We start from the raw sequence: 16,068 nt of genomic DNA on the forward strand, positions 1-16,068 counted from the left end.
CAAAAGAGGTTTTTGAAACCTTCCAGAGAGCGCATTCCCACCGGCCGGCTTTTTAATAACATAGAAGTAGTTATGGCAAAATCTATATCTCAAGAGACCGTTAATCAAATGGTTGCGCAATGGACATCTCCTCGTCCTGAAGGTTATCGGTTTAAAATTTATAAAGATACCTCGGATTTTTTCCGTGTCAAATATGGGGATGTAGTCGTTCTTAATGAAAAGCCATTTCTAATTTTGCATAATACAAAGGAAGGACGTTTCGGGCTTGATGATGAGGAAAAATTCTGGGTGAAGAGATCTATTGACCTGACTGATGGGTGCAGGAAGATCATAAAGCTTGTTTTTCATGAAAAGTTTACGGCTAATATAGCAGGCATTCCGTTCGAGTGCTTTAGAAGCCCCAAAAAAGAGGCGCGCATATTGAAGCTGGTAGCCGGTCATAAAAATTTCATGCATGGATATGCGGTAGAGGATGAAAAGGGGAATATTGTTAGAGTATTAGACATAGTTAATGGGAAAACTATTCATGATTATGTGCAAAATTTAAATCTTGATCATCAGGCTTATTTTTATGAGCTGTTTCCGGACATTTTAAGTAAATATATTGAGTGTATTAAGGCTGTTAAATTTTTACACGAAAATAATGAGAAACACGGTGATATCCGTAGAGATCATATTTTAATTGACAGGAACAGCGGAGATTTCCGCTGGATAGATTTTGACTATAATTACCGCCAGAGAGAGAACATATATGGTTATGATCTCTTTGGTTTGGGTAATATCTTAATATTTCTGACAGGAATGGGCGATTTAATGATGACCGACCTTAGGAAACAAAACCATCCTGCTTTAAGTTTGCTGACAGATGATGATGTTAATATTGTTTTTCACAATCGCGTGGCAAATTTAAAAAAGGTTTATCCCTATATACCTGAAACCCTTAACAGGGTGCTAATGCATTTTTCACGAGGTGCCAACTGGTTTTATGATAACACAAGTCAGTTGCTGGAGGATTTAGAAGAGTTTATACAGAAGCACTTGCAAGGAGAAAAAGAGCATGAATAAAGAGCATACTTTTAATAAGAATATCCTTATCGCGGTTGATGAGTCAGAGAACGCCTGTCGTGCGGTTTTATATGTGGCTCAACTTCTGGAAGGGGCTAAGGGCTTCAGGATATCTGTTCTGCATGTAATTCCTGAACCTGAAGAAGATTATTTTCCTACTTCGGAAGAGAGAGACAAATGGCTCGACCAGTATAAAAAGAAGGTTGATAAAATGCTTGAAGACTACCGCCAGATATTGATAAAAAGCGGTTTTGATCCCAGCGTGGTTTCGGTTCGCTCTATAATGCGCTTTTGTCCTTCCATGGCAAAATGCATTCTGGAAGAAAGAGACGAGACCGAATACAGCACCGTAGTTGTTGGAAGACAAGGGCTTTCACGAAGCCAGGAATTTCTCTTCGGCAGTGTTTCCAGCAAGATCGTTAACTATGCGCGCAATTGCACGGTCTGGGTGGTTGAATAAGAAAAATTGGATTAAAAAATCGGGCAATTATGAAATTACATATATACAAGGCAGTTATTATTTCTCATGAACGCATGATTAAAGCACCATCTGCTCTGGCAGCCGCTGTATTCTTTGGAAAACATGCAAATAAAAGCGCCGAACATGGAGCATTAATTTATGAAAAAGACGGAAAGCCTTATACTGGAAAATGCTTTTGGATTAAATGGCAGTTGAAAATGGAAGAACCTTCCGAAGAGCATCTGGCACAAATAGAAAAGGAACTTCCCTTTTGTGAATTTGTGGATGAAGGAATTAATATCCTGGGAAAAGTGCCAAAACTTATTATACCATAAAAAAAAACAAATATCTGATATAGCTAAAAAGAGACGGCATGGCCCAAAAACAAATAAACAGAAAAAGCATATCTCATGACAATATTTTCAAGCCAAAATCCTTCGAACAGGATATTGAAAGGCATATAATGCTGACCCTGGGTGATGATTATTTAGCTCCTACAAGTTCTTTGTATTATAAGGGCCTTGCATATGGTGTACGTGACAGGCTTGTAGAGAGATGGCTAAAAACCCAGCGTTCCTATTACGATAAAATTACCAAGAGAATATATTATCTTTCCCTGGAATTTCTTCCTGGCCGCTTTCTAATGAATTATATTGTCAATATGAATATTAAAGACGAATGTAACAAAGCCTTGGAAAAAGCCGGATTCACCCTTGAAGATCTTGAAGAAGAAGAGCGGGATGCTGGTCTTGGTAACGGAGGCTTGGGAAGGCTTGCGTCCTGTTTTATGGATTCAATTGCAACCCTTAAGATACCTGGATATGGTTACGGCATTCGATATGATTACGGTATTTTTTTTCAGACCATAATAAATGGCTATCAGGTTGAACGATGCGACAACTGGATCAGAGACGGGAATCCCTGGGAGATAAAGCGCGGGAGTTCTCTCTATGAGGTTAAATTTTACGGGCGTTCAGAACCTTACATGGGAAATGATAGAAGACTCAAATACAGATGGGTAGATACTGACAATGTTATGGCAATGGCCTGTGATATATTCATTCCCGGATATGGCAACGACAATGTTAACAATATGCGTCTGTGGGCTGCTACTTCCAGTCGTGAATTTAACCTGGAATATTTTAATCAGGGTGACTATATCGGGGCAATAGAAGCCAAAGTAATGAGTGAAAATATCTCAAAGGTTCTATATCCAAGTGATGACAAGGAGTATGGTAAGGAACTAAGACTTAAACAACAATACTTTTTTGTTTCCGCTACATTTCAAGACATTATGCGCAGGTTCAAAAAAAAAAATTCTATCCTTGATAAATTACCGGATGAGGTGGGAGTCCAACTTAATGATACACATCCATCTATAAGTATTCCCGAGCTAATGCGCATCCTAATGGATGACGAAGGACTGGGATGGGATGAGGCATGGAATATTTGCACTCGTATTTTTGCTTATACAAATCACACCGTGCTTCCTGAGGCTCTTGAAACATGGCCTGTAGATCTTTTTGGAAAAATGTTTCCAAGGCATTTGGAAATAATTTATGAAATAAATCACAGGTTTCTGAAAAAAGTTAAAGAGCTTTATCCTGGGAATCAAGAGATGCTGTCCGGATTATCGCTTATTCAGGAAGGTCAGGAACGCAGTATACGTATGGCTCATTTGGCTATAGTGGGAAGCCATTCTGTTAATGGTGTTTCAAGACTTCATACTGATATTATAAAAAATGGTTTATTTAAAGACTTCGATAAGTTATTCCCAGGGCGTATAAAAAACATTACCAATGGAATTTCCCCAAGGAGATGGCTTCTTCAGGCTAACCCTGCCTTATCCCAACTGATTACTTCGGTAATTGGTTCAGGCTGGATAACGGACTTGTATATATTAAAAGAACTTATCCCCTATGCTGATGATCCTGAATTTTGTGTTGCCTGGCAGAAGGTAAAAAAAGAAAACAAAGAGAGGCTTGCCAACTATGTTATGCATAAAGTCGGCATTGACATAAACCCGGACACTCTTTTCGATGTCCATGTGAAGCGCATACACGAATACAAGCGCCAGCTTTTAAATATTTTACATGTTATAACTCTTTATAATAGGTTAAAAGAAAAACCTGAATTACAACTTGTTCCCAGGACGATTATATTCGGCGGTAAGGCTTCACCCGGTTATTTTTTAGCTAAGCTTATAATTAAGCTGATTAATTCTGTTGCTGAAATAGTAAACAATGATCCTGATGTTAATGAAAAACTTAAAGTAATTTTTTTGCCGAATTACTGCGTTTCCAAGGCGGAAAAAATTGTCCCGGCAACTGATTTATCCGAACAAATATCTACAGCAGGCACAGAAGCATCCGGTACTGGAAATATGAAATTTGCCCTTAATGGAGCTCTTATAATTGGTACATTGGACGGTGCTAACGTAGAAATAATGGAAGAGGTAGGCGAGAAAAATATATTCATCTTTGGATTGAATCAAGAAGAAGTTAAAAAGCTGAGGAGCGGAGGTTATAATCCTTATAATTATTATCTGAACGATCCAGAATTAAAAAAGGCTTTGGATATGATTAATTATGGATATTTTTCGCCGGAGCAGCCCAGGCTTTTCTGGCCTATTCGAGAAGCTCTTCTTGATAATGGGGACAAATACTTTGTGCTTGCTGATTATCGCCAGTATGTTCAAAAACAGGAGGAAGCAAGCAGTATATATTATAATCCCATGGAATGGGCTAGGCGGACAATATTGAATACTGCAAATATGGGAAAGTTTTCCAGTGATCGGGCAGTGCTTGAATATGCTAGAGAAGTTTGGGGTTTGAGAAATGAGGGTTAACTTTATTGAACCGCAAAAGCGAGCGCATTCCCCGCTGCTTGTGGCGGGGAGCTTCAATTATCAGCTAACATGAGTCAAGAGCAGACTTGCCGCCTGTTTCTTGACCCATGTTTCTGCTCACGGGCTGTTGCTCAAATGCATTATTCATATGCAGGCCCGACACTTTAAGGTTATTCTATGTTTGCGCCGACAACAGCGGCCATCTGCATCATGTTGATCGTCTGGCCTTCTTTCAGCTTTGTAAGGTCAGTGACATTGCCTGATTTGCTTTTGGATTTTGTGTTTTTGAAGATCGGGAGCAAACTCGCATCAGCCACAATGAACTTTCCTGCGTTCTCAGGTTTTCCATTTTCAGTCTTTGTCTGAAGTTTATTTGCTTTAATGTAGTCCCATAGTTTTTTTGTGATCTCTGTCCTGGGAAGTTCTCTTGCTCCCAGAAACTTTGCCAAGTCACTTTTCAGCTTTACCGGTTTCATCAATCCTTTTGCTTCTGCCATTTTTAACTCCTTTACATTTAAATTTATTGATTAATTGTTGCATTTCCTGGTTTTATTTACCACATAACGTCGCGCACCTAAAACCATGTCATATAACAGACAAAATAGAAACTTATAATTTCAGGGGCGTCTCGGAAGTTTTAATTTATGAAAAAGACGGAAACCATTATACTGGAAAATGCTTAGGGAGCTTCCCTTTTGTGAATTTGTGGATAAAGGAATTAATATCCTGGGGAAAGTGCCGAAAGCTATCATACCATGAAAAAACGAATATCTGATATACTTAAAAAAGGGCATAGAAGTTTAAGAATTTGGTTTTACAGTTTCGAGAGGACATTCTGCTTCCACTAATGTGCTAATCAAGATTTGACACCGAGCCCCAAGATTTGACACCGAGCCCCAGATAGAATGAACGTTTTTTGCCAAAGTTTGCAGTCAATACAGGTCAGTTTTCAGTGGAGGATGAGAATCAGAATCAGAATGCTCAGCTTGAGATGAGGATCAGGTTTATTCCACTTTTATAATTTTGTAATAATATCAGTTAGTAGTTTTTATGTCAATAAATGACAGGCCAAGGGGATTTTTTGCGAGTTTATCTGTCCGGGTTTTTGAAGACGATCAGAGAATTTCCGGTGCATGAAAATACCGACCTATTTCTCACGATGTTTGCGAAAATATTCTATTGCCCTGCGGGTAAAAAACTCAAGTTTTTTAATAATGAGCATAAAAACACCCAATCCAAGGAAAATACCTTTTATTATCAAAGGCTTTAAACGATCCCATTTTTTCCACTCAATAACACGATGCCACGCTATTTTTAAGCACTCTAAGCCTGATTCTTTAAGCTTTGAGATCCTTTCTTTTCGGAGTTCTTGACCCTGAATAAACGATATATTGTTATCTGTACTAACCTTCACAACCTCCGGCTTCAAAATTGCCGCGTAAGATTTCCGGGGTTTTGGTTCCTTACAAATTCTGAGAGATCCATATTGGCCCCATGCAAAAGTTTTGTCCCATTGCGGCAGCTTTTTGAGCCCATTTAAAAAATATTGTCTGCTTTGACCTTCATCTAATTCATCTTCCTTAGGACCTATAAAAAGGATTCCTGATTCGGTAAAGCATTTTCCGGTAATCGTTTTGTTAAATTCTCCTATGGTTTGCCATGAAATGAGGCTGTTTTCGCTGACAATAATTTTGTATCGACTGAGCCGGAATGTGTCCGGTACATTGATGCCGGCTGCTCTTACGCCAGTTTTGTCGATTGACAACTGCTCTATCAGATAACTTTTAAGGCTTTGTTCAGTACCAATTTTGCTAAGACTGGAAGCAAAACAATAATAGCGGGTCTTGTTCCATGCCGGCAATTTCATCAAATGTTGATGGAACTCCAATTTCAAGTAGCCAGCCTCTTCACGGTCCCAGGGTTCAATTACAAGAACATTACCACCGATAAAGCATCTCCCGCTTCGCTGTGCGCCCAGACCTATATTCATTTCCCAGGTAAACAAGAACCTGTCATACTCTGTGATGATAAATTCGCCCAGTCTGTATTTAATCTCATTCATCATCATATATAACCAGTTATTATATGGTTTTTGGCTATTCCCACCGATTTCATGATAGTTGTCCAAAAATTAGTAAAAACAGTTTTTTTAGATGTATATTACAAAAATTTGAACCGCAATAGTGAGCGCATTCCCTGTAGCTTGCTACAGGGAATCTTCAATATTAAACAGAAAACCGGATAAGCCTTCGAAGGCTTTTTCGCCGGACGTTTTGAAGTTCAGATGTCTTCTCAATATCATAATGTGCTGGAAGATTGGGACAACTAAATGATCTTCAAGAATGAACATTTCTTGCCAAAGCTTGCAGCCGGTACAGGTCAGTTTCCAGTGGGAAATGAGAATGCTCAATTTGAGATTAGGATGTTGATATCAATATATTGTGACCGACAATTTAAACAGTAATACTCGCTTTTATCTCAGGTTTATTACAGATTTCTTTATATATTCAGAATATTATCAGTTAGTAGCCTTTATATCAATTTTTTAAGAATTATGCAATCTTGATGGATTTGTATTGAAAAGATAAGATTTCTCCCTGCGGTCGAAATGACACATTAGATGAATCCGACTTTTTACGAGTTTATCTGTCCGGGTTTTTGAAGACGATCAAAGAATTTCCGGTCATCTCTTCTGGTTTGTCAATCCCTAAGATATTCAGGATGGTGGGGGCGACATCCGCAAGGATTCCGGATTTTAATTCAGCATTTTTGTAATTATCGTCAACTAATATAAAAGGAACAGGATTGAGTGTATGGGCGGTATGGACATGGTTGTTTTCATTTATCATTTTTTCCGCATTACCGTGATCTGAGATAATCAGAATAACGCCACCTATCAGCCGCATTTCATCTGCTATTTTCCTTACACATTTGTCAACTGTTTCGCATGCTTTGATTGCAGCCTCAAGAACCCCTGTATGACCCACCATATCCATGTTGGCAAAGTTTAGAATAATCAGGTCATAGCTGTTTGATTTCAAGCGTGAAATAATCTCTTCAGTCACCAGCGGGGCGCTCATTTCAGGCTTTAAGTCATAGGTTGCAACCTCGCGTGGCGACGGGATGAGACATCGATCCTCGAGTGAGAAAGGCTTTTCTTCCCCGCCGTTAAAAAAATAGGTTACATGGGCATACTTTTCTGTTTCCGCAATTCTGAGCTGTCTTAATCCCTGCTCGCTTATTACCTGTCCCAGGATTTTATCCAGATGAACAGGGGAAAAGGCCAGAGGCAAAGTAAACTTTTCATCGTATATGGTCATGCAGAGATATTCGCAAAGCTCTGGCAGAGGTTCTCTTTTAAATTGATCAAAAACAGGGTCTGTAAAGACTTTGGTTATCTGTCTGGCGCGGTCGGCGCGAAAATTGAAAGATATAATTCCATCACCATCTTTTATTGTTCCCAGAGCCTTATCATCCTTGCCTGTAATTACGGTTGGGCGGATAAATTCATCTGTTTCCTTCCGCATATATGCATTTTTTACCGCTTCTACAGGGCTTTTTTCTTTTATTCCTTCACCCAGCGTGTACAAACGGAAAGCCTTTTCCGTACGGTCCCATCTGCTATCCCTGTCCATGGCATAGAAACGGCCGCAAATGGTTGCAATAAAGCCAAAATTGATGGAGTCGATATAATCCTGCAGCTCTTTCACATATCCTGCTCCACTGTCGGACAGTGTATCGCGGCCATCTGTTATGACGTGTATATAAACCCGTCTGAGCCCCTTTTGTTTAGCCATATTCAGAAGGGCAAACAGATGATTAATATGGCTGTGCACACCTCCGTCTGAAACAAGCCCCATCATATGAAGCGTGGAATTATTAGCCTTTACTTTAGATATTACGGAGTTTATGGCCTGATTTTCGTAAAATGATCCATCATTAATTGCCGTGTTTATTCTGAGTAAATCCTGAAAGACTATCCTTCCTGCCCCAATATTTAGATGACCAACCTCGGAATTACCCATTACGCCCTCTGGAAGCCCCACAGCTTCACCAGAACACAGGAGGCTGGTATTAGGATATTCTTTCTTCAGCATGTCCAGGCAGGGGGTTTTTGCAAGATAAACAGCGTTTCCGTCATGGTTGGGGTTGATTCCCCATCCATCCAGAATCATCAACATGCAGGGTTTTTTATTCCTTGTCATAGGATTTTAAGTGTCCTTTGTTGCGTAGTTTACACTTTTCAAGGTTGGTTCTTCAGCCATACTTTCGGTTATTACCCTTTTTGCATCTGTCCATAATCCCTCAAGGTCATAGAAACCGCGCAAAGGTTCATAAAAAACATGAATGATAATATGGCCGTAGTCGAGCAAAACCCAGCGCCCTTCCTTTATACCCTCCACGTTAAGCGTCTTTATTCCATGCTTTTTGAGATCAACCTTAATAGATTCGGCAATCGCCATAACCTGGCGGGTTGAACTGCCGCTGCAAATGATAAAAAAATCCGCGATAGAAGTCAGCCCCCGGACATCAAGAACTACAAGATCGGTTGCCTTTTTCCCCATAACTGCTTTAACATAATGAGCAAGAAGCCCATCAAGATCATTGATCATAGATAAAGTCCTTTTGTTTTAATAAATTCTTCCACCTTTTCAGGAACTAAAGATTTAATAGACATGCCCTGGTTGATAAGTTTGCGTATTTTTGTTGATGAAATATTTATCGGGCTTATATCAAAGAAAAAAACAGGCTGTTTATCAGCATGGATAAAGCATGATTGCGAAAAAGAATAGTCATAATCGTGAGATATGGTCTTTTTTAGATAATTTTCAATGGATTTCAGGATAATGGTCTTATCAGAGCTCCACGCCCCCGGCCTGGGAATTACAATAAAGGAGGTAAGCATGAAAATGTCCATATAAGATTTCCATGTGTCTATCTCAAGGAAAGCATCAAGGCCGATGATAAGATAAAGCCGGCTTTTTTTCGGTGATATGGATTTGAAATGGCAAACAGTGTCGATTGTATATGAAGGCCCGGAACGTTTCAGTTCAACATCGGAAACAGTGACCGCTTTCATAAGGGCGGGGCGGCTTGCAACAGCGAGGCGTATCATCTCCATACGGTTTTTTGCGTCAGCAAGATTTTTTTGCTCTTTATGCGGGGGAAGGGCGGATGGAATAAGATGGATTTCATCTAAAGAAAACCCTTTTTGCACCTCTTCGACAGCTCTTAGATGTCCATTATGAATCGGATTAAATGTACCGCCAAAAAGTCCTATATGCATTATTTAAAGCCTTATCTGCCCATCTCCGAAAACTACAAACTTGGTGGCGGTAAGCTCTTTCAAACCCATTGGTCCAAAGGCGTGAAGTTTAGAAGTACTTATGCCGATTTCAGCTCCTAATCCGAGCTGCCCCCCATCGTTGAAGCGTGTTGAAGCATTTACAAGAACAACCGAAGAATCCACCTCGCGGACAAAGCGCCTTGCTCTATTATAATCTGATGTAACAATAGCTTCCGTATGGCTGGAACCGTATCTTGCTATGTGTGCGATGGCCTGATCCATATTATCCACCACCTTTACAGCAATAACGAGGCCCAGGTATTCAGCTGGCCAGTCTTCTTCCGATGCCTTTATTGTTTTTGGCAGGATACGGCATGTTTCAGGGCAACCCCTGATTTCAACCCCGGCCTTAACAAAGCGTTTTTCGATAGCTGGCAAAAATTCCTGAGCCACCGATTTGTGAACAAGCATTGTTTCCATGGCATTACATACGCCGGGGCGCTGAACCTTTGCATTGAAACATATCTCTTCGGCCATAAACAGCTCCGCGCTATCATCAACATATACATGGCATACGCCTTTATAATGTTTTAATACAGGTATCTTTGAATTTTCCACTACAAAACGGATCAAACCCTCGCCGCCACGCGGTATAATAAGATCAACAAATTTCTCCTGCTTTAACAGCGCATTAACGGCAGCCCTGTCTCTAACCGGCACAACATTAACCGCAGATTCAGGAAGACCATTTTCAAGAAGAGCGTTGCCTATAATTCCGGCTAATGCCTGATTTGAATGGAATGCCTCGGAACCGCCGCGAAGTATAACCGCATTTCCGGCTTTCAGGCAAAGGCCGGCAGCATCCACGGTAACATTTGGCCTTGACTCATAAATTATGCCGATAACGCCCAAAGGTATGCGCATACGTGCCACCTGCAAACCGTTGGGTCTTATCAATGTCTTGCTCATGGAACCGACAGGGTCGTCAAGCTGCGCTACTTCTCTCAGCCCATCAGCCATGGATTTTATGGTTGAATCATATATGGTAAGCCGATCAATCATTGCACTTGAAAGCCCCATCTCCTTTGCACGTGAAAGATCCTTATTGTTTTCTTCCTTTATATATGAAGCTTCTGTTTCTATTTTACCGGCAATTCCAAGAAGAACCCCGTTTTTTTTAATTGACGGGCATTTTGCCATTTCTATTGAAGCAGATTTTGCGGCTTTTGCTATCTCCAGAACCGTTAATTCAACAGACATTTTTCCTCCTTGAATTTTTTTTACCACGAAGAGCACGAAGAAATTATAAAACCATCAAAGTATTAAGGGTTTGACAAAACAACAAATTGCTTTAACCTAACACCTAATGTGTTAATCATAATATGTAATAGCCAGGTTGTCTCTATGTATAACTTCGTCGTAAGGCTTATATCCGAGACGCTCCTTAATCTTGCTTGACTTGAGCCCCATGATCTTGCGTATATCGGCTGCGCTGTAATTGACAAGGCCTGTCCCCAATTTCCTGTTATCCTCCATTTGAAATTCTACAGGTGCTCCCGCACTGAATTTACCTTCTACACCAATTATACCGCCTGGAAGAAGACTCTTCCCCTTTTTAAGTATCGCGGTTGCGGCACCGTTATCAATTCTGATAACCCCCTTAGGCTTCAAACTATAGGCAATCCAGCATTTACGTCCTGCAAGCTTTTCCTTTTTCGGAACAAAAAAGGTTCCATACTCTTTTCCGGAAAAAATCTTTTTCAAAATATCCGATTTTGCACCACCCGCAATTATCATAGGTATTCCAGCTGCAGTAACCTTCTTTGCAGCATTTATCTTTGCCATCATTCCCCCGGTTCCGAGGGCGCCTGGAATATCACTCGCAAGTTTTTCAATGCTCTTTTTTATTGTGGATACAACCGTAATCAGTTTTGCATCTGGATTGTTGCGAGGATCTTTATTATAAAGCCCGTCAATATCGGTAAGATTAATTAGAATATCGGCATCCATCAGCATTGTAATCATGGCGGCAAGATTGTCATTATCTCCAAATTTAATCTCTTCCACTGCAACAGTATCATTTTCGTTAATAATCGGAACAAACTGCCATGACAACAACGTGCTTAAAGTGTTTCGAGCATTTAAGTATCTTTTTCGGTTGCTGAGATCTTCGCTGGTTAGAAGAATCTGAGCTACTCTTTTCCCATATCTGGCAAATGCCTTTTCATACGCCATGATAAGTCCGGCCTGACCAACAGCGGCAATTGCCTGCCTTTTGGGAATTTCATCAGGTCTTCTGGAAAGTCCGACTTTCCTTAACCCTGATGCCATAGCCCCGGATGAAACAAGGATAATCTCCATTCCCGCGTCAATAAGATAACAAATTTGCCTGCTGATGGATCTGATAGTTTTTAGATTCAACCCGTTATCTTCGGTGAGAACTCCACTGCCGACCTTGACAACAACACGCTTTGCGCTATTAAAACAAGATGTTCGGTTTTTATTCATACGTTTTATCTAATAGCTCAAGTATCCGTAATATTAAATGGTTAACCCCTTTTCCGGTAATGGCGGAAATTAATACTATGTTTTTTTCCTTGGCAGCGGATTGAAATATATCTGCCGCTTCTTTGGCGCCTGGAATATCAAGTTTATTCAATACAACAACCTGAGGCTTTTTTGCAAGATTCTCGCTGTATAGCGCAAGTTCCATGTTTATAGTATTATAAGCATCAAGGGGATGGTTCGTGTCAATAGAGGATATATCGATAAGATGAACAAGGATCCGGGTTCGCTCTATGTGTTTTAGAAAGCTTATACCCAGCCCGGCCCCTTTATGTGCTCCTGATATCAATCCGGGTATATCGGCTACAACAAAAGGTTCTCCCCGAAAAGGCTCTTTCAGGTCTGTTTGAACTACGCCGAGGTTGGGTGTAAGTGTTGTAAAGGGGTAATCGGCTATTTTGGGCCGCGCAGAAGAAATTACGCTGATAAGGGTGGATTTTCCTGCATTGGGAAGACCTATGATTCCCACATCCGCAAGGAGTTTGAGCTCTATCTTTAGATTCAGTGTTTCGCCGGGTTCACCGGGCTGGGCAAACCGCGGGCTGCGGTTTGTTGACGATTTAAACCGTGTGTTTCCCAGGCCGCCTCTACCGCCTTTTGCTATAACAAAAGCTTCGCCTGCTTTAACAAAATCTTTTATCAGGAGTCCGGTTTCGGCATTAAAGACCAGGGTGCCAATGGGAATTTCTATTTTAAGATCTTCACCATTTTTGCCTTTCTTTTGTCTGCCCTGTCCGTAAACGCCGTTTTTAGCTTTCAGTTGCTTTCTGTATCGAAACTGATACAGGGTGCGTTTCCCTGATGTCGCCACAAAAACAACATCCCCGCCTTTTCCGCCGTCCCCTCCATCCGGTCCTCCGTGGGGTATAAATTTCTCACGTCTGAAACTTACACACCCGCTGCCTCCATCTCCGGACTGAACAGTAATAATTGCTTCATCAATGAATTTCACGCTGCATAAACGCTTACTTTCTTTTGTGAACGGCCCTTTCGTTCATAAGCAACAATCCCGTCAATGGTGGCAAATAATGTATAATCTCGACCCATTCCAACATTATCTCCTGGATGAATTTTTGTCCCAAGCTGGCGAACCAGTATATTTCCGGCTACGACCTTTTCTCCGCCATATCGTTTAACACCACGCCTTTGTGCATTGCTGTCGCGACCGTTTTTTGAACTGCCGCCGGCTTTTTTATGTGCCATTATTTCTACTCCTTGCGTAATAATTCTGCCACCAAGACGCCAACTTGTCTGCGGCAGGCAGGGGTTATAATACAAACAATATCCCTTTGTCGCGCTTTTGTGTCTTAGAGGCTAACCTGTTATAAATATTATTATTTATGCTTCAATATTATCTATCATAACAGCAGTAAGCTGCTGGCGATGACCTTGCTTTTTGCGGTATCTTTTTCGTTTCTTATACTTGAAGACAATTATTTTTTTTGTTTTTTCCTGCTGAATAATATGTCCCTTAACCACTATATTATCAAGAAGCGGTCTGCCGATATTTACAGTTTTACCATCTGAAAACATGAGGACTTTATCAAAAGAAACAAAGTCACCAGTCTCTCCTGGAATTTTTTCAACCCTTAAGGTTTCCCCCTCATGAATTTTATATTGTTTTCCACCTGAAGCAACTATAGCGTACATCTGATTTAGCTCCCCTCTTAATTTTAACGACTTTCAATATTAAACATTTGACTTATTATGAAACTTTCAACTAATAAAAACAATGATCTTCTATTTTATTAAACTATTTTGTCAAGTAAAAAATTTTAAACTATATTTTTACACATGGAGGTCTTGTTGAATACTTTTTCAAATCATCAGGTTGTTTTTATTGATAAAAAACACACAATTTCAGCGCGACACAAACTTATTAATGAAAAGCCTTTGTCAATTCTGGTTCAGGGAAAACCATACTGTGTTATTATGCGCACACCCGGCAATGAACTTCAGCATGTAGCCGGTTTTAGCCTTTATGAAGAACTCATTGATATTCCTGGTGATTTAACATCACTATCATTTAAAGATGATGCAGATACCAATGTAGTTGCCATTACCCTTAGCGAATCAAGAAAAAATAAAATATCCCATCTTTTCGAGAGGCGGGACATGGTTGACAATTTTTATCAAATCACTCCTCCCATGGCAGATGAAATTATAATAGATGTCAACTCAGCTGTAAATTGTCTTGAAGGGCTTTCCTGTCATCAACCATTGCGTTTTGATACACATGCAGCTCATGCTGCTGCCCTGTATAATTCAGATTTTGAACTGTTATCCGTTGCCGAGGATGTTGGCCGTCATAACGCTGTTGATAAGGCTGTTGGGAAGCTCTTTTTGGACAATACGCTCAACAGGGCATCACTCCTTATCCTTTCTTCCCGCATCAGTTATGAACTTGTCAAGAAGGCTGCAAGGGCAAGAATCCCTGTTATACTCGCAATGTCGCGTCCCACTTCCATTGCCGTAGAGATCGCAACAAAATTAAACATGACACTGGCATGTCTTGCCAAAGGTTCCGGCTTATACATTTTCTGCGGCAAACATCGGTTTGGAAAATAATAAAACTAAAATATAAAAAGGGTCCATCGATAAATTATGAACCCTTTTTATGTATATTATATTGAGACCTTATTCATTTTTCAAAGGTCTCATACTATAGAACTATTTTTTATACCCCGGAAACCTCTTCCTTAACAGTAACGGCAATCTTGAAAAGCAGGGTTAATACAAAAAAACCGGTTGCCCAAACACCGAGAGATATAACAATCTCCGGCAGCGTTGGGATATATTCGGTAACATGATGAAGAGGATTAGGCACAAATCCGCCTGAGATCATTCCGAGACCTTTGTCAATCCATGTTCCGATAAACAGTATTACGCACGCAAAAGCCAGAACAGCTTCATTTTTGCGGGTAACAGGATTAACAAGGAGAATAATAGATGTCAACATAAACGCCATTGATGCCCACATCCATGGAACCAAAGCGCCATATCCGTGAAACCCGAAAAAAAGGTATTGTATATGAGCCATATGGCTTGGTATTCTGCTGTAAAAGACTACAAATATTTCACAAAGGAAGAAAAATACATTAATTATTATTGCATATGTAACAATTTTGGCAAGAGATTGAATCTGTTCTCTGCCCGGATCAAATTTTGTTACCCTCCTGATGATAAGGCACAAAAGAATTAATAATGCAGGGCCTGCGGCAAAGGCTGAAGCAAGAAATCTCGGAGCAAGAATAGCGGTTAGCCAGAATCCCCTTCCCGGCAAACCACAGTATAAAAATGCTGTTACAGTATGGATAGCCGGCGCCCATATAATTGAAACAATTGCCAGCGTCTTTACCCAGCCTGGATAATGCACATTATTCCGTTCCGCCTCGATCACATTCCAACCCACAATGATATTCAGTAAAAGATACACGTTTAAAACTATCATATCCCAGAAAAGGACAGATCCCGGCGTTGGATAAAGCATAACATTAAGAGCGCGCATAGGTTGTCCAAGATCTGCAATAATAAACATAAGACACATGATAACAGCCGCTATAGCTAGGAACTCACCTAAGATAGTAATCCTGCCGAAAGCTTTATAGTCATGGAGGTAATATGGAAGAACCACCATAACACCCCCTGCCGCAACACCGACAAGGAATGTAAACTGGGCAATATAAAAACCCCATGAAACGTCTCTGCTCATACCTGTAATCCCAAGGCCGAAACTAAGTTGCCACAGCCAGAAACCAAAAGCAATGCCCATAACAGCGAGCAGTCCTATAATAAATATCCAGTATTTCTTGCCGCCTTTAAGTGCTAATTCAAGCATAATAA

General features: G+C 40.4%; 16 protein-coding genes. 5 read left to right on the forward strand and 11 right to left on the reverse strand.

From position 1 onward, the window contains the following. Window positions 1-12: 12 nt before the first annotated feature. The 4 genes from VMW78_06480 to VMW78_06495 are packed head-to-tail and all read left to right on the forward strand — an operon-like array spanning window position 13 to window position 4,373. Window positions 13-1,065 carry a hypothetical protein gene (locus tag VMW78_06480; protein ID HUV50647.1) on the forward strand — a complete coding sequence of 351 codons (1,053 nt, stop codon included), beginning with the start codon at window positions 13-15 and terminating at the stop codon, window positions 1,063-1,065. Then, window positions 1,058-1,525, forward strand: coding sequence for a universal stress protein (locus VMW78_06485; protein HUV50648.1), 468 nt, complete (start codon window positions 1,058-1,060; stop codon window positions 1,523-1,525). Before VMW78_06480 ends, VMW78_06485 begins: the two co-directional genes overlap by 8 nt. Window positions 1,526-1,554: 29 nt before the next feature. After that, window positions 1,555-1,860 carry a hypothetical protein gene (locus tag VMW78_06490; protein ID HUV50649.1) on the forward strand — a complete coding sequence of 102 codons (306 nt, stop codon included), beginning with the start codon at window positions 1,555-1,557 and terminating at the stop codon, window positions 1,858-1,860. 38 nt (window positions 1,861-1,898) lie between these two features. Next, window positions 1,899-4,373, forward strand: a complete 2,475-nt coding sequence (locus VMW78_06495; GenBank protein HUV50650.1) for a glycogen/starch/alpha-glucan phosphorylase — start codon at window positions 1,899-1,901, stop codon at window positions 4,371-4,373. 170 nt (window positions 4,374-4,543) lie between these two features. On the opposite strand, the gene VMW78_06500 is transcribed toward VMW78_06495, so the two are convergent. The 10 genes from VMW78_06500 to rplU form a co-directional block, all read right to left on the reverse strand. Then, window positions 4,544-4,870 (reverse strand): SWIB/MDM2 domain-containing protein, encoded by a 327-nt coding sequence (locus tag VMW78_06500; protein HUV50651.1) that lies wholly within the window; start codon window positions 4,868-4,870, stop codon window positions 4,544-4,546. Window positions 4,871-5,520: 650 nt separating this feature from the next. Then, complete coding sequence (locus VMW78_06505) at window positions 5,521-6,441, reverse strand: hypothetical protein (protein ID HUV50652.1); 921 nt, start codon at window positions 6,439-6,441, stop codon at window positions 5,521-5,523. A 574-nt stretch (window positions 6,442-7,015) separates the two neighbouring features. Then, window positions 7,016-8,578: a 2,3-bisphosphoglycerate-independent phosphoglycerate mutase gene (gpmI, locus tag VMW78_06510; GenBank protein ID HUV50653.1), complete on the reverse strand. Its 1,563-nt coding sequence runs from the start codon at window positions 8,576-8,578 to the stop codon at window positions 7,016-7,018. A gap of 6 nt (window positions 8,579-8,584) precedes the next feature. Continuing rightward, window positions 8,585-8,986, reverse strand: a complete 402-nt coding sequence (rsfS, locus tag VMW78_06515; GenBank protein ID HUV50654.1) for a ribosome silencing factor — start codon at window positions 8,984-8,986, stop codon at window positions 8,585-8,587. Next, window positions 8,983-9,660 (reverse strand): nicotinate-nucleotide adenylyltransferase, encoded by a 678-nt coding sequence (gene nadD, locus VMW78_06520; protein HUV50655.1) that lies wholly within the window; start codon window positions 9,658-9,660, stop codon window positions 8,983-8,985. Before nadD ends, rsfS begins: the two co-directional genes overlap by 4 nt. Window positions 9,661-9,663: 3 nt before the next feature. Further along, window positions 9,664-10,920, reverse strand: a complete 1,257-nt coding sequence (locus VMW78_06525) for a glutamate-5-semialdehyde dehydrogenase (GenBank protein HUV50656.1) — start codon at window positions 10,918-10,920, stop codon at window positions 9,664-9,666. 111 nt (window positions 10,921-11,031) lie between these two features. Continuing rightward, a complete protein-coding gene (gene proB / locus VMW78_06530) occupies window positions 11,032-12,168 on the reverse strand; it encodes a glutamate 5-kinase (GenBank protein HUV50657.1) in 1,137 nt (378 codons plus the stop codon). Next, a complete protein-coding gene (gene obgE / locus VMW78_06535) occupies window positions 12,161-13,177 on the reverse strand; it encodes a GTPase ObgE (protein HUV50658.1) in 1,017 nt (338 codons plus the stop codon). Before obgE ends, proB begins: the two co-directional genes overlap by 8 nt. Further along, a complete protein-coding gene (gene rpmA / locus VMW78_06540; GenBank protein ID HUV50659.1) occupies window positions 13,174-13,428 on the reverse strand; it encodes a 50S ribosomal protein L27 in 255 nt (84 codons plus the stop codon). Before rpmA ends, obgE begins: the two co-directional genes overlap by 4 nt. 135 nt (window positions 13,429-13,563) lie before the next feature. Beyond that, entirely contained in the window at window positions 13,564-13,875 is a 312-nt protein-coding gene (gene rplU / locus VMW78_06545; protein ID HUV50660.1) for a 50S ribosomal protein L21, read from the reverse strand. A 156-nt stretch (window positions 13,876-14,031) separates the two neighbouring features. On the opposite strand from rplU, the gene VMW78_06550 reads away from it, so the two are divergent. Further along, entirely contained in the window at window positions 14,032-14,793 is a 762-nt protein-coding gene (locus VMW78_06550) for a formate dehydrogenase accessory sulfurtransferase FdhD (GenBank protein ID HUV50661.1), read from the forward strand. A gap of 109 nt (window positions 14,794-14,902) precedes the next feature. Here the strand turns inward: VMW78_06550 and nrfD are convergent, their stop codons facing one another. Next, window positions 14,903-16,063: an NrfD/PsrC family molybdoenzyme membrane anchor subunit gene (gene nrfD, locus VMW78_06555; protein HUV50662.1), complete on the reverse strand. Its 1,161-nt coding sequence runs from the start codon at window positions 16,061-16,063 to the stop codon at window positions 14,903-14,905. Window positions 16,064-16,068 lie beyond the last annotated feature (5 nt).

Source organism: Anaerolineae bacterium (assembly GCA_035529315.1).
In the GTDB taxonomy this organism is placed as follows: Bacteria; Desulfobacterota; Desulfobacteria; order Desulfobacterales; family ETH-SRB1; genus Desulfaltia.

Coding starts and splice junctions, on each gene's coding strand:
- VMW78_06525 (HUV50656.1), bottom strand. CDS start 10,920: ATGTCTGTTGAATTAACGGTTCTGGAGATAGCAAAAGCCGCAAAATCT.
- rpmA (HUV50659.1), bottom strand. CDS start 13,428: ATGGCACATAAAAAAGCCGGCGGCAGTTCAAAAAACGGTCGCGACAGC.
- gpmI (HUV50653.1), bottom strand. CDS start 8,578: ATGACAAGGAATAAAAAACCCTGCATGTTGATGATTCTGGATGGATGG.
- proB (HUV50657.1), bottom strand. CDS start 12,168: ATGAATAAAAACCGAACATCTTGTTTTAATAGCGCAAAGCGTGTTGTT.
- VMW78_06500 (HUV50651.1), bottom strand. CDS start 4,870: ATGGCAGAAGCAAAAGGATTGATGAAACCGGTAAAGCTGAAAAGTGAC.
- nadD (HUV50655.1), bottom strand. CDS start 9,660: ATGCATATAGGACTTTTTGGCGGTACATTTAATCCGATTCATAATGGA.
- VMW78_06495 (HUV50650.1), top strand. CDS start 1,899: ATGGCCCAAAAACAAATAAACAGAAAAAGCATATCTCATGACAATATT.
- VMW78_06490 (HUV50649.1), top strand. CDS start 1,555: ATGAAATTACATATATACAAGGCAGTTATTATTTCTCATGAACGCATG.
- rsfS (HUV50654.1), bottom strand. CDS start 8,986: ATGATCAATGATCTTGATGGGCTTCTTGCTCATTATGTTAAAGCAGTT.
- nrfD (HUV50662.1), bottom strand. CDS start 16,063: ATGCTTGAATTAGCACTTAAAGGCGGCAAGAAATACTGGATATTTATT.
- VMW78_06505 (HUV50652.1), bottom strand. CDS start 6,441: ATGATGATGAATGAGATTAAATACAGACTGGGCGAATTTATCATCACA.
- rplU (HUV50660.1), bottom strand. CDS start 13,875: ATGTACGCTATAGTTGCTTCAGGTGGAAAACAATATAAAATTCATGAG.
- VMW78_06485 (HUV50648.1), top strand. CDS start 1,058: ATGAATAAAGAGCATACTTTTAATAAGAATATCCTTATCGCGGTTGAT.